Below are 14866 nucleotides of genomic sequence, written 5' to 3' on the forward strand. Positions count from 1 at the left end.
CTTTTAATAATATTTGTAATATTTAATTGAGTATAAATATCGACAATACATCAATAAAAGTTGAAAGATTCAATAAAATTGAATTTGACCAAACAGTTTAATAATAATCGAAGAAGAAACAGGAAATTAATTCATGTCAAACAGCAAAAAAATCGATATCGAAAGTATGATAAAAAATCTTGGCAAACAAGCTAAGTCAGCAGCAAAAGTGCTTGCAAGTGCAACTACAGAACAAAAAAACCAAGCATTAACGGTTGCCGCAGATGCCCTTCGTCAAAATACACCAGCACTTTTAGAAGCGAATGCGCTAGATGTTTTAAGTGTAATGCAAGCAGGTAAAGCCGAGTCATTTATTGACCGATTAAAACTAACGCCTGACAGGATTGAAGCTATGGCTGTCGCTTTAGAAGATATAGCAAAACTGCCTGATCCGGTTGGTCGTTCTTTGGCACAATTTGATCGTCCCAATGGACTAAAGATCACCCGTGTTTCAACCCCTATTGGTGTTATTGGTATGATCTACGAGTCTCGTCCTAATGTTGGTGCAGATGCTGGTGCTTTATGTCTTAAATCGGGTAATAGCGTAATTTTACGTGGCGGTTCTGAGAGCCTTAATTCTACGCGTATTATTGTTGAATGCATGGCAACAGGATTGTGTGCAGCTAATTTGCCAGCCACATGTATACAGTTAATTGATACAGATGACCGTTCTGCAGTTGCTGCATTATTACGTTGTGCTGAATATGTTGATTTAGTTATTCCTCGCGGTGGTCGTGGGCTAGTTGAACTTGTAAGAAATGAAGCGCAAGTACCAACCTTGCTTCACTTAGATGGCAATAACCACATTTATATTGATAAGGATGCCGACTTAGCAAAAGCATTAAGCATTGTTAATAATGCTAAACTGCGCAGAACAGGTGTTTGTGGTGCAACTGAAAGCTTGGTATTGGACCAAGCAATAGCCGCTGAATTTTTACCTCAACTGGTTGATGCTTTAAAGGACTGTGAAATTAGAGGTGACCAAACGGCCCAAAATTGTGATGAAAGAATAATAGCCGCTAATGATGCTGACTGGGACACTGAGTATCTAGATGCTATTTTGTCGGTCAAAGTAGTTTCAGGCTTAGAAGAAGCGCTTGATTTTATTGACGAGCATTCATCTAAACATACCGATGCCATTATTACTGAAAACACTGAGACAGCAGAAATATTTATGCGTGCAGTTGACTCAGCTGTAGTCATGCATAATGCTTCAACCCAGTTTTCAGATGGTGGTGAATTTGGTATGGGCGCTGAAATAGGCATTGCGACCGGTAAAATACATGCACGTGGACCGGTTGGTCTGGAACAGTTGACGATTTTTAAATATCGTGTTGCTGGCCAAGGACAAATTCGTCCTTAATCCTAGCCATAGGATTAATTAAGGTATGCGGAAAACTATTAATTAATATTTGTTAGTATTGCTTAATTTCGATTTCCGTTTACTTTATTCACAATTTAGCGACAAGTTAATATGAGACCGTAAAATGTGTTAGAACCTTATGCTTGTTGAACTGTTGTCGTAAATTTAACAATAGTTCAACGATTAAACTTTTATTAACCAACGCTTAAATAATATCTCCATAAGTCACCCGCCGCAGAAAAATTTACAAAAACATAAAATCAAAAAAAACAAATCGTTAAAAAAACTTTGCTAACGAGTGTTAACTAGGTAAGCTCAAACCAAAGTATTAACAACAATAATAATTATCCTTTATGAGTAATATTAGAGATTCATTTCATTCCAGAATTGGTTTTGTTCTCGCCGCTGCAGGCTCTGCAATTGGTTTAGGCAATATTTGGGGTTTCCCAACACAAGCGGCAAATAATGGCGGTGGTGCGTTTTTATTCGTTTACCTTGTGGTAACCGTATTGTTAGCATTTCCAGCGCTGTATGCCGAAGTTTATATTGGTAACCAAGCACAGAAAAACCCCGTTTCGGCATTAGAAGACGCTTGTCGAGATACGGCACCAAGATTAGGTAAATATGCCGGTTTGATCGGTCTGGGTGGCGCAATAATGATGTTAAGTTTTTACACCATAGTTGCCGGTTGGATGCTTGCGCATGCCATATCACCACTTGCCGAACTACTTGGTTATCATGATGTTTCGCAATGGCTTGCTACATCAAGTACTTTACGTAATCTACTGTTTACGCCAATATTTATATTACTTGGCGCTGCCATTATTCATCAAGGGGTTAACGCCGGTATCGAGAAATGGTCAGCGCGTTTGATGCCCATTTTATTGATCATGCTAGTCGCGTTAATTGCTTACATACTACAACAACCCGGTGCTGAAAAAGGTTTAAGAACTTATTTAATACCTGACTTTTCTCAAGTGACTAATCCCAAGTTGATTATATCTGCCATGGGACAAGCCTTTTTCTCACTTTCTATCGGTGTTGGCGGCATGATGGTTTACGGCTCATATATGAAGAAAGACCGTGATATAGGTAAACTCGCCATTTCGATTACTGCTCTCGATACTTTTATTGCATTTATGGCCGGTTTATTAATTATTCCAGCCCTTTACGTTGCAGAAGCTGCCGGCCAGCAAGTATTTCAAGGTGATAAGTTAATTGGTGAAGGTCAACTTATATTCAACATATTGCCTGAACTTTTCAACTCAATGGGTAGCATAGGTATGTTAGTCGCGATTGGCTTTTTCTCGTTATTATCGATTGCTGCGCTTACCTCAACCATTTCTTCAACCGAAGTGCCTGTGTCTTATCTCGTTGAAGATAAAAAATTCAGCCGCTCGAAGGCAACTTGGTTAGTATCAGCTGTTGTATTAACCGCGAGTATGACCTTAATCACATTTTTTGATAGCTTATTTGGCCTAGTTATTCGCATGCTTACCACTATTTTACAGCCGCTTAGCTGCTTGTTTTATTTTATTGTTGTTGGCTGGTTATGGAAACGCGGTAATAAGCTTCGTGATGTGTCTTTGCAAGAGGGTAGAAAGTGGTTACCAATTTGGGGTAATTATTTACGTTTTGTTTGCCCGCTGTTATTAACGGTAGTATTTGTCAATGTTGCGATATTAAATTAACGGTAATAATTTTGTACATAAAGGGCATTAACCTTTCGCAAAAAATATGACAATATACTTAGCAGTGCTGTGAAAATCAGTTCGATTAGAACATAGAAATTTAACCAAAAAGCCCATGATGATAATCATGGGCTTTTTTATAACATCGCACTACTATTTATTATTAACGCTACTGATGGCTATCGAAACTTTGAAACTATCGATACCACTCAGCTATTTATAATATTGGCTAACGCTTTATTCACTGTTCAGTTTATTCACTGACGTTATTACGGCCCGATTTTTTCGCTCGATATAATGCTTCATCAGCTAATTTTAAAGTTTGTTCAAAATTCAATTTAGATGCTCTTTCCGCAAGCCCGATTGAAATGGTGACACTGACGGTTTTAACTTGGCTACCTTTCTTGTCCGAGCGCGCTTGTTTAGTTTTTCGCTGCTCTTGACGAATAACAATTTTATAATCTTCCACTGCCTGTCTAACAGCTTCTAATGCGGGTAAAGCTTGCTCGGTGGTTTTACCTGGAAACACAATAGTAAATTCTTCGCCGCCGTAACGGAACACTTTACCAGAGCCTTTCACTTGTGCCAATTTACTCGCTACTAGCTTTAACACTTGATCGCCAATGTCATGGCCATAAGTATCATTAAACTTTTTAAAGTGATCGATATCGAGCATGGCGAGGGTGTATTTTCGGCCTAACGACAGGGCTAATTGATTGAGTGCTCGCCGTGAAGGTAATGTTGTGAGTTCATCACGATAGGCTAAAAAGTATGAGTCAACCACCACAACAAAAAAGTAATGCATGATCATTAAGGTTAATAGCACGCTCCATGGCAATGTAATTAGCTGATAATATTGCCCAAGCCAAATACAATAACTGCTCAACAATGCAGTTGTTACTAGGCTTTTTTCACGTAAACATCGCCACACCAGTAATAAGGCAAAAAACACTAATGGTAATTCGACACTAAGGTATTTCAACCAAGGTTCAAGTTGTGCAACACGGGTTAATTTAACGACTAAAACATTGGCGATATCGAACCAAAAATAACTGGCAACACCGACAAATAATATGAGCGTAAGTCGATAAAAACCATGAGTCGACAGTAGACCTCGGTCTTTAACTACACTTAATACTGACAAAACGCCTGCGCCCGTAAGTACTAACCATTCACCATGAGAAAACACCCAAGTTTGCCAAGGTAAAGCTTGTGAAAGCGTGAGGTAGAACACTAAAAATATTATGGCGGCCAACGCCAATCGGCTGCGATTGAAATAGCTAGATAACATGATAGTGATGGCAAATAAGCCATAAAGCACTTGTTCTATGAGATTTATTTTTACAAACCAATAACTTTGAAATTTACTTAAAAGCATGAAAGCTACAAAAAAAGCAATCAGGCTGATAATACTACTTTTAAAACCGCTGAAAAACTGAATCAAGCGTAACTCCAAGATAAAATGTCGGCAAGTGCGACTTTGTTTTCAGTTGTTAAGATCAGTAAAAACTAAAAACTTATTATATTTATTACGTCTCTATTTAGCGCGGTTAAATCCACTCAATAATGGTGAAACTTTAATCAGCTGCAATAGCGACACTCTCTTCTTTTTCTTCTTGCTTTAATTCTACCTGCTCTATTTTATCAAAACGACTACTAATTTTATCTGCTGAAGTATGAATTTGTTTTACGTCACTTGCCGCTTGATCTATATGTTTTGCTAAATTAGCAAAACGGCCTTTAAAGCGCGCGAAATCAGAAGAAAGGTGCGACAAATGCGCTTGAATAACATGTATCTGTTTACGGGTTGCTTCATCTTTTAACACAGAGCGTGCCGTAGTTAAAATTGCCATTAGTGTCGTTGGCGAGGCTAACCACACTCGCTTTTTATTAGCATAGTCAACCAGATCACTGTGGTGGGCATGAATTTCCGCAAAAATAGCTTCTGCTGGAATAAACATTACTGCGCCGTCTGCAGTTTCTTTTTCAATTAAATATTTATCACTGATATCGTTAATATGCTTTTTAATATCAAGCTTAAATTGCCGCTCCGCAGCTTTGCGCTCAAATTCACCTAAAGTATTGTCAGCCATTTTTTTATAGCTTTCTAATGGGAATTTTGAATCAACGACCACGTTACCAGTTGGCTTAGGAAGAAATAAAATACAGTCAGCAATTTTACCGTTCGATAAGGTATGTTGCAGTGAAAAGTGCTGCTCGGGTAATACATTTCTAATTAAAGCATTAAGTTGTACTTCACCAAAGGCACCACGCGAGCGTTTGTCTGATAACACTTCTTGTAAACTGACAACATTGCTAGAAAGTTCAGTGATTTTTTTCTGTGCGTCATCAATTAAGGCTAAACGTTGTAGAATATCATTAAAGGTTTTGGTGGTTTTTTCAAAGCCATCTGCTAAACGTTTTTCGACCTGGCCACTAATATCTTTCAGGCGATTATCAGTAGAAACTGTTAACTCATCAATTCTTTTGGCCATTTGTTCACTGGATAAATGCAGTGATTTAGCCATTTCTTCTCGGCCTAATTTTGACGTTGCCGTAAGTTGAGTTGTTAGCTGTTCGGTGGCATTACGTTGATTGTTATTAAAAGTCACATGATGTTCGTATAAGGTTTTCTTCAGCTGCTCACTATGGCTATATAATTGCTGCGCTTGTTTTTCACCTTGCTCACCATGTTGGCGTAATAGTTTTAACTTAAAATCTGAAATTTGCTGTTCAAAGTAAGTTTTAAGTTCGCTTTGTTGATTTGCTAATTGCTGATGATTAAAGTTTAACTGTTGCTGTAATTGCTGCTGATTACTGACATTAACTTCATAACTGAGGTTTACTTTTTCGGCCAATTGTTGCAAAAGTTGTTGTTGAGCTAAAAAGGAGATACGGCTAGTTTTTATTTGTTGAAGCAAAACTAAAACGATAATCAATAAGCTAAACAGTAGCGCTAACGCAACTAAGATTAAGGTAGGAAAGTTTTCTAACGCTAACCAAGGGAAATTGAATATAGTATTCATTCTATCGCCAAACACTGTAAATATTAACAGTTATTAGAGCATACTTTATTGATAAGGTTAATAGTTATTTACTATGGTAGAAGCTGGATGGTGTCTGTGGTTGTATTTATCTTTAGTAAATTGATGATATAAAAAACGCCCGTAATGGGCGTTTAATCTAGTTTAGAAGGCTATTATCTTTTACTTACCGCTTAATTTACTATCAAGCTCTTCAATTTTTGCTTGCCAAATCGCAGGGCCTGTCACGTGAGCTGACTCACCTAAGCTATCAACGGCAACAGTTACGGGCATATCTTCAACAACAAATTCGTAAATAGCTTCCATTCCCATATCTTCAAAAGCCACTACTCTTGCTTTCTTGATGGCTTTAGACACTAAGTAAGCGGCGCCGCCAACGGCCATTAAATAAACCGATTTATGGTTTTTAATACATTCAACAGTTTCAGGACCACGTTCAGCTTTGCCGATAGTACCCAGCAAGCCAGTTTCTGAAAGCATCATTTCAGTGAATTTATCCATACGGGTTGCCGTTGTAGGGCCAGCTGGTCCTACTGCTTCGTCACCGATTGCATCGACTGGGCCGACGTAATAAATAAATTTGTTAGTAAAATCAACCGGCAATTTTTCACCCGCGGCTAACATTTCTTGAATACGTTTATGCGCCGCATCACGACCGGTTAAAATAGTGCCGCTAAGTAACACAGTTTCACCCGTTTTCCATTCACTGATATCAGCTTTTGATAATTCATCGACATTAACACGACGAACATTCTCACCAACTTCCCAAGTAATTTCAGGCCAATCTTCTAATTTAGGTGGCGTTAAATCCGCAGGGCCAGAGCCATCAAGATGAAAATGTACATGACGAGTTGCGGCACAATTTGGGATCATGACCACAGGTTTTGAAGCAGCATGCGTAGGCACCGACATAATTTTAATATCAACAACCGTGGTTAAACCGCCTAAACCTTGAGCGCCAATACCTAATTTATTTACCCTTTCGTAAATCTCTAAACGCAATTCTTCTTCGGCATTTTCAGGTCCACGGTCAATAAGCTCTTGAATATTTACTGGTTCCATTAAGCTTTCTTTGGCTAATACACCTGCTTTTTCAGCCGTACCACCAATACCTATGCCTAACATACCTGGAGGACACCAACCAGCGCCCATAGTTGGTAAAGTTTTAACCACCCAATCAGCAATGGAGTCACTTGGATTTAACATCGCCATTTTAGCTTTGTTTTCACTTCCGCCGCCTTTGGCCGCTATCATTACATCAATTTGATCACCCGGCACCATTTCAATATGCACAACCGCAGGGGTATTATCTTTAGTATTGATGCGTTTACCTGCAGGGTCTGAAACAATGGACGCACGCAATGGATTATCAGGATTAAGATAAGCACGACGCGTGCCTTCATCTACCATTTGTTGCACTGTCATGTCAGTTTTATCCCACTGCACAGCCATACCTACTTTTACAAAGCAGGTAACAATTCCGGTATCTTGACAAATAGGTCGTTTGCCATGTGCCGACATACGAGAATTAATTAAAATTTGCGCAATGGCATCTTTAGCTGCCTGACTTTCTTCTTTATGATAAGCCTTTTCAAGTGCTTGAATAAAATCTAGCGGATGGTAATAAGAAATGTACTGCAGCGAGTCTGCAACACTTTCGATTAAATCTTGTTGTTTAATAATAGCCATAACGGTCTCTTTTTATTAATTGGGCGAGAGAAGAGTTGAAAGTTATAAATTTGCCGATATCATACCTTGCTTGTTAAATAGCTACCAGTATCAAATGGTCTAATAATTAGCATCATATTCACCTAAGTGACTTCAAGCGGTATCATTGAGCCTATTGAAGTCGATTGGGTATAATGACTTAAAATAAACCTGTGAGAATACTTTGCCAACCAATTCATTAAAACAGTTATCAGCTAAATTATTATCAGTTGAGCTAGCGTTTGATAGTCAATCACTTTTTGCCACCCTTGCTGAGCAATCTTGGGCAATGTGGTTAGACTCATGTGAAAGTAGCCATGTCGATAGCCGCTATGACATTATGGTTTGGCAACCTAGTATTACACTAACCACTCATGGCAATGTCACTGCCGTTAGAAATGAACACAACAATAGCCAATATCAAAGTAATGAAGACCCTTTATTACTAGTAAAACGTGAACAGCAAGCTTGTTTTAATAAGATCAAACTTACATCAACCGAACTACCTTTTAAAGGCGGTGCGGTGGGTTACTTCGCATACGACTTAGGTAAACGCTTTGAAGTCATAAAGCAGCAAAACAGTAAAGATATTGATATACCTGAAATGGCAATTGGTATTTACCAGCAAGCGATAATTTTTGACCAGAAACTACAACAAGTTTGGTTGTTATGCCTTGACGAAAAAAGAGCCGAGTTTACTGATTTTTTTAACTGTGCACTGAGCCAACACAATAAACAACAAACTGAGCTAGCGACTGAACAAAGAACTGAGAAAAATTCGCCGCAAAATAATTTCAAGTTAACTACACCGTGGCAATCAAATATGCGGTCTGATCAATATCGCGATAAATTTAAGCAAGTGCACGACTATTTGCTTTCAGGCGATTGTTATCAAATCAACTTAGCCCAGCGTTTCACGGCGCAATATTCCGGCAGCGAATATCAAGCATATTGCGCGTTGAGACAAGAAAACAAAGCGCCTTTCTCTGCTTTTTTACGTTTTCAACACAGTGCTATTTTAAGTATTTCACCCGAACGTTTCTTGCAACTTGTTGACAATAAAGTCCAAAGTAAACCCATTAAAGGTACGCGCCCACGCAGCGATGATGCCAGCATAGATCAAGCTAACGCTAAAGAATTACAGCAAGCGAGTAAAGATAAAGCGGAAAATCTAATGATTGTAGATTTGTTACGTAACGACATTAGTCGTGTTTGTATACCCGGCACGGTAACAGTACCGGCATTGTTTGCCATTGAAAGCTTCCCAGCAGTGCATCATTTAGTCAGCACAGTGGAAGGAATAATAGACTCACAATACGATGGCACCGACTTACTTCGTGCCGCATTTCCTGGTGGTTCAATTACCGGCGCACCAAAAATTAGAGCCATGGATATCATAGAAGAATTGGAGCCCCATCAACGCAGCGTTTACTGCGGCTCTATAGGTTATCTGTCAGCTTGTGGTAATATGGATACTAGTATTACCATTCGCACGTTAGTTTGTCATAACCAGCAAATACACTGTTGGGCTGGAGGCGGTCTAGTGGCAGATTCAAATGTTGATAGCGAATATCAAGAAACTTACGATAAAGTAAATAAGATTTTACCGGTATTAAGTAAGCTAAATTTGGCATAACCAGTTTCTAAAGTAACTATCTAATGCTAAAACTAAAAAACGCCAAGTAGCCCCAGTAAACTTAGCATTATTACAGTGATTTTAAGGTGTGTATGACTGAAGAAGAATTTATACAGCGCTTTCAAATGCAAGCTTTGCCTGCTTCAGCTCATAAATTTCGCTATTCACATAAGCTTAAAAGTGCAGCAGTGTTGATCCCTATTGTTAATCATCAAGGTCAGCTTGAAGTGTTGTTAACTAAACGTGCAAGTCACCTTACTCACCATCCAGGGCAAATTAGTTTTCCTGGCGGTAAAGTAGAGCTTTTCGATGTTGATATAACAGCAACAGCGCTACGTGAAACTCAAGAAGAAATAGGTCTACAATCTACCTGTATTAATGTACTTGGACAACTTAAACCCTATCAAACCATTTCAGGCTATGAAATAACGCCAATTGTTGCCATCGTATCAAATAGCAAAAGCTATCAAATTGATGAAAATGAAGTTTCAGAAGTGTTTCAAGTGCCATTATCACACTTTTTACAACGTCAGCACCATATTCAAATACCGGTTTATCATCGTGGCGAACACCACAGCGTATATTTTATGCCTTATCAACAATATAATATTTGGGGCGCAACCGCCGCTATGTTGCATGATCTGAGTGTGTTACTAAACCAAGATAATTGAAATAATTATTGCTACACCATGAATACTATTTCTTTATCCACCCTATAAATATTCTTAGCTATAATTATACTCACCTAATAGACATTTTGTTTTGCATGCTGAAAGCTTTCAGCTACAATAACCGAACAAAATTTTACTTCTATTCACTTTTAATAGTATTTATTCAGGTTTTCTTATGATTAGTGTATTTGATATGTTTTCAATTGGAATTGGCCCTTCCAGTTCTCATACCGTTGGCCCAATGAAAGCAGCAAAATTGTTTGTTGAAAACTTAATAGCAGAGAATATGTTAGCCAAAACAGATCGCGTAAAATGTGAATTGTTTGGCTCATTGGGTCAAACCGGCATCGGACATGGTACCGGTAAAGCTGTGATTTTAGGATTAACAGGGCAAAGCCCCGAAACAATCCCTGTTGACTCTATAGAGTCAATTTTAGCTCAAGTAGTAGCAAGTGAAAAAATAAATCTAAATATGGAGCATTTAATCGCTTTCCCTAAAGCGAATGCCATTATATATCACCGCAGAAAAACCCTACCAGCACATGCTAATGCCATGACATTTTTTGCGTATAGCAATGATGTTGTCATCTTTGAAGAAACCTATTACTCCATCGGTGGTGGTTTTATTGTTAAAGATTGCGACTTTGAAAAAGAAAAAAATAAAGCCTTATCGACTCATGCCAACATTGACCGCCCTCACCGTTTCTCTAGTGCCGATGAGCTACTACAAATAGCGAATGAGAAAGGCCTAAGTATTAGCACCATCATGATGGATAATGAGAAATGCTTGCAAGACGAAACTAGTATTCGCTCAGGTTTGATAGAAATTTGGGACGCCATGAAAGCAAGTATTGCCCGTGGTATTGTCACAGAAGGTATATTACCTGGCGGTTTAAAAGTCACGCGAAGAGCCCCGGCCTTACATAGAGCGTTATGTGTTGAAAAAAACACCGACCCTCTATCAGCCATGGATTGGGTTAATTTGTTTGCCCTAGCAGTAAATGAAGAAAATGCTGCCGGCAGCAGAGTAGTAACAGCACCAACAAACGGCGCGGCTGGTATTCTTCCTGCAGTATTATCTTACTACGACAAATTTATTAAACCTGTAGACGAACAAGATTGTATTAGATATTTATTAACGGCAGCAGCTATTGGCATTTTATATAAAACCAACGCCACTATTTCTGGTGCAGAAGGCGGATGCCAGGCTGAAGTAGGTGTTGCATGCTCAATGGCGGCAGGCGCACTAACAGAAATTATGGGCGGCACGCCTGAGCAAGTAGAAAATGCCGCTGAAATAGGTATGGAGCACAACTTAGGACTAACTTGTGACCCAGTAGGAGGACTTGTGCAAGTACCTTGTATTGAACGCAATGCTATGGGGTCAGTTAAAGCCATTAATGCTTCACGTTTGGCACTTCGAGGTACTGGTAAGCAGAAGGTATCATTAGACAAAGTGATTAAAACCATGTGGGACACAGGCAATGATATGAAAACAAAATATAAAGAAACCTCTCGCGGCGGTTTAGCGGTTAATATCACCGAGTGTTAATTCTTTACTCTCGCTTTGTATATTAGAATAACCATAAGTTAAAACTAAAAAAACCGTATTTTACAATACGGTTTTTTGTTATCTATTTTTTACCAAACTAATTAATGGTTAACGCATAGGTAATTTAATATCAGCAAACATTTCATCTATCTCTGCATTGTTCTTCAATAAAATAGCTTTAGTGACTAAATCACGATTTAAATGTGGAGCAAAGCGTTCAATAAAGTCGAACATATACCCACGTAAAAAAGTACCACGTCTAAAGCCGATTTTTGTCATGCTAGGGCTAAATAAATGACTGGCGTCGATAGTCACTAAATCATTATCTAACTTAGGGTCCATCGCCATAGTGGCAATAACGCCGACCCCAACACCTAAACGAACATAAGTTTTAATAACATCGGCATCTGTTGCAGTAAAGGCGATTTTAGGTTCAACACCTACTTGATTAAAAGCAATATCTAATTCTGAACGACCAGTAAAACCAAAAACGTAAGTCACTAAAGAATATTTAGCAATATCTTCGATGGTAATATTTTGTTTAGAGGCTAATGGGTGATCCGCTTTGACAATAATACTTCGATTCCATCGGTAACAAGGCAGCATCACCAAATCGTTATACAAATGCAAAGACTCTGTAGCTATAGCAAAATCAGCATCACCTTTACTTGACGCATCACTAATTTGTGCCGGGGTTCCCTGATACATATGCAATGAAACTTTTGAATATTTTTTCATAAAACCTTGAATGACTTCAGGCAAAGCATAACGCGCTTGAGTATGTGTTGTTGCAATACGAAGCTTCCCCTCATCAGGTTGAGTATGTTCACGAGCAACTGCTTTAATCGCTTCAACTTTCGATAAAATTTCCGTCGCTATATTAATAACTTCATTACCCGCGGACGTAACATGGGTTAGATGCTTACCGCTTCGACCAAAAATTTGAATACCGAGTTCATCCTCAAGCATTCGCACCTGTTTACTAATACCGGGTTGAGAGGTAAAAAGACTTTCAGCGGTGGCAGAAACATTTAAGTTATTATTAAGTACTTCGACGATATAGCGGAGTTGTTGCAGCTTCATAATTATAATTCAGAGTTTTCTTAGACGAAAAATATATACTTAAATGCACATTTATTCCATATTATTTTAATATTGTGTGAAATTAATCTGCTGATGAGCGATTTAATCAATAATTGAATCGCTAAATATTAGAGCTAAAATCTAACATTGAAACTAATACACTAAAATATTCAAAAGAAACCGCATTCTTCTTTGCTTCATCGGCCAATTTTTGTAAACTGCAGTATTAGTAATTTATATTTTTCACAATAGAGAATTAAACATGGGCATTATCATCGCTTTAATTATCGCTTTAATTATCATTGTCGTGGTAGTAAATGCAATACAACAGCATAAAGAGAAAGTAGAGCAAGAAAAGCGAGGTAAGGCAGCAAAACAAAAAGCCATAATAGATGAAACAGAAGAGTTGCTGTTAAGTATCGCCAATTTACCAAATAATCCAGCACTTGTAATGATACTAAATAATCGTAGTTTAAATGCCGCAAAGTCTATGGCGAGAATATTACCGGAAAATAAAGCATTACTTAAACGTATTCAAGATATGGAAGGTCGCGTTAATGCTGGTAAAGCTAACACTGCCCAAGCAGCGAGTGAGCAAAGCTTTACCTTACCTGATAATGAACAACAGTTGGTCAGCGTTCTCCAATGCATAAAAAAACTTCGCGTGACATTAAAGTCAGAGCAATCAAAAGGTAATTTAGACCCACAAACCTTTACACAAGAAGATCATAAATTATCAGCTATGCAACTTAAAATTGGTGTAGAAACCTTGCAAAAGCGTGGCATGATAGCCTATCAAAAAGAAATGTTAGGTTCATCAAGACAATATTTAGAAAAAGCACTGCAAACGATAGCAGATAGCCCTATTCAAACTGAATATTGCACCAGTAAACGTGAAGAAATACAAAACGTACTAGAAGATATTACTTCATCATTAAAAAATACTAATGCTAAAGATGCCGCTAAAAAAGCCAAAGCAGAAGAAGATGATTTAGACTTACTATTTCAACCAAAGAAAAAGTGGTAATCGATAGCCAACAGTATAAAACCAGCAGTAATGTTGGTTTTTACTTTTAACTGTTTATGAAAACACCAAAAGATCATATCCCTTATATAACCCTACCCTCTTTTATACGCCGAGTGCTAAAAGCCTACGCACTCAAAATTCTTATCCGTGAGCAAGGCTGTGAGATTAACCGTATTGGTCGCTCACGAAACTGGCAGTTAAAAGCAACTTTTGAGCAGTTAGAACAAACGATTAATGTTATTGAACAAAGCGAAGAAACAAGTTGGCATTGGCTAGCTGTTCACCTGTCAAAACAAAGTAAAAATCTAGGCTTTAATATGCTGCTCACTATTGCTCAAAAAAAGCCAGATATAACCGTATCCGAACTTATGCATCGCACCGATTGCACTATAGCCGAAGCAAGAAGAGTTATAGATACTTTAGAGTTTGGTGAAAATTCCCCTTAGCGCTAATTGATTATCTATTACCTTACTATTTATCAGTAATTAAAAAACACACTAGGCATAACTTAAGATCTTAATCCTATCCAGATAGATATTCATTTAATAACAAAAGTCCACCTTAACAGTCATATCTAATCAAACGGTTAAATGTAATAAATCCCAAATATAAACTGAACAAAATGATCGTATACTTTAAAAATATAATCACCAAAACACCTAGCTTTGGCCTTCCCTACGTATAAATTCTTTAGCTAAAAGGACAAAGCTCTTTCGGATCAGATTATTCTAAATAGGAGTATGCAATTACTGATTAATGACTTGGATGCATGAATGCATCAGAGCGACTTCACGTAGAGAAGAACTCCCATACACTCTTTATTCACCGACACTCACACGTATTACTTTTGAGTTCGAAATGGGAACAGTTGGAGCCATCGTTATTCAGTGCATTTATCAAATCCCAGACAGCAAAAAGCCCGACTCTATCGAATCGGGCTCTTCTAAATAGAAGCCTAGCAATGTCCTACTCTCACATGGGAACTCCCACACTACCATCGGCGCTAACACGTTTCACTTCTGAGTTCGGAATGGGATCAGGTGGGGCCATGTC

The 14866-nt window shown here is 38.2% G+C and carries 11 protein-coding genes and 1 rRNA gene; 7 read left to right on the top strand and 5 right to left on the bottom strand.

Features of this window, described 5'->3' with window-relative positions; translation table 11 throughout:
• The first annotated feature begins 133 nt into the window (after nt 1-133).
• Nucleotides 134-1402: a glutamate-5-semialdehyde dehydrogenase gene (locus H4J38_RS13340; RefSeq protein ID WP_182132309.1), complete on the top strand. Its 1269-nt coding sequence runs from the start codon at nt 134-136 to the stop codon at nt 1400-1402.
• A 353-nt stretch (nt 1403-1755) separates the two neighbouring features.
• Nucleotides 1756-3093: a sodium-dependent transporter gene (locus H4J38_RS13345; protein WP_182132310.1), complete on the top strand. Its 1338-nt coding sequence runs from the start codon at nt 1756-1758 to the stop codon at nt 3091-3093.
• A gap of 253 nt (nt 3094-3346) precedes the next feature.
• Here the strand turns inward: H4J38_RS13345 and H4J38_RS13350 are convergent, their stop codons facing one another.
• The 3 genes from H4J38_RS13350 to H4J38_RS13360 form a co-directional block, all read right to left on the bottom strand.
• Nucleotides 3347-4471, bottom strand: a complete 1125-nt coding sequence (locus H4J38_RS13350) for a diguanylate cyclase (RefSeq protein ID WP_182132311.1) — start codon at nt 4469-4471, stop codon at nt 3347-3349.
• A 199-nt stretch (nt 4472-4670) separates the two neighbouring features.
• Complete coding sequence (locus H4J38_RS13355) at nt 4671-6119, bottom strand: DNA recombination protein RmuC (protein WP_182132312.1); 1449 nt, start codon at nt 6117-6119, stop codon at nt 4671-4673.
• Between the two features lie 180 nt (nt 6120-6299).
• Complete coding sequence (locus tag H4J38_RS13360) at nt 6300-7826, bottom strand: fumarate hydratase (RefSeq protein WP_182132313.1); 1527 nt, start codon at nt 7824-7826, stop codon at nt 6300-6302.
• Nucleotides 7827-8028: 202 nt separating this feature from the next.
• On the opposite strand from H4J38_RS13360, the gene pabB reads away from it, so the two are divergent.
• From pabB to H4J38_RS13375, 3 genes are all read left to right on the top strand, one after another.
• Nucleotides 8029-9480 (top strand): aminodeoxychorismate synthase component I, encoded by a 1452-nt coding sequence (gene pabB, locus H4J38_RS13365; protein ID WP_182132314.1) that lies wholly within the window; start codon nt 8029-8031, stop codon nt 9478-9480.
• Nucleotides 9481-9572: 92 nt separating this feature from the next.
• On the top strand, nt 9573-10151 hold the full coding sequence (locus H4J38_RS13370) for a CoA pyrophosphatase (RefSeq protein WP_182132315.1): 579 nt from the start codon (nt 9573-9575) through the stop codon (nt 10149-10151).
• 175 nt (nt 10152-10326) lie between these two features.
• Complete coding sequence (locus H4J38_RS13375; RefSeq protein WP_182132316.1) at nt 10327-11703, top strand: L-serine ammonia-lyase; 1377 nt, start codon at nt 10327-10329, stop codon at nt 11701-11703.
• A gap of 108 nt (nt 11704-11811) precedes the next feature.
• On the opposite strand, the gene cysB is transcribed toward H4J38_RS13375, so the two are convergent.
• Nucleotides 11812-12786: an HTH-type transcriptional regulator CysB gene (gene cysB / locus H4J38_RS13380; protein ID WP_182132318.1), complete on the bottom strand. Its 975-nt coding sequence runs from the start codon at nt 12784-12786 to the stop codon at nt 11812-11814.
• Between the two features lie 262 nt (nt 12787-13048).
• On the opposite strand from cysB, the gene H4J38_RS13385 reads away from it, so the two are divergent.
• Together H4J38_RS13385 and H4J38_RS13390 are read left to right on the top strand one after the other, a co-directional pair.
• Nucleotides 13049-13813: a hypothetical protein gene (locus H4J38_RS13385; protein ID WP_182132320.1), complete on the top strand. Its 765-nt coding sequence runs from the start codon at nt 13049-13051 to the stop codon at nt 13811-13813.
• Nucleotides 13814-13869: 56 nt separating this feature from the next.
• Nucleotides 13870-14259, top strand: a complete 390-nt coding sequence (locus H4J38_RS13390) for a ribosome recycling factor family protein (RefSeq protein ID WP_182132322.1) — start codon at nt 13870-13872, stop codon at nt 14257-14259.
• 507 nt (nt 14260-14766) lie between these two features.
• On the opposite strand, the gene rrf is transcribed toward H4J38_RS13390, so the two are convergent.
• A 5S ribosomal RNA gene (gene rrf / locus H4J38_RS13395) occupies nt 14767-14866 on the bottom strand; the annotation flags it as partial.

The organism is Colwellia sp. BRX10-3 (assembly GCF_014077505.1).
Lineage (GTDB): Bacteria > Pseudomonadota > Gammaproteobacteria > Enterobacterales > Alteromonadaceae > Cognaticolwellia.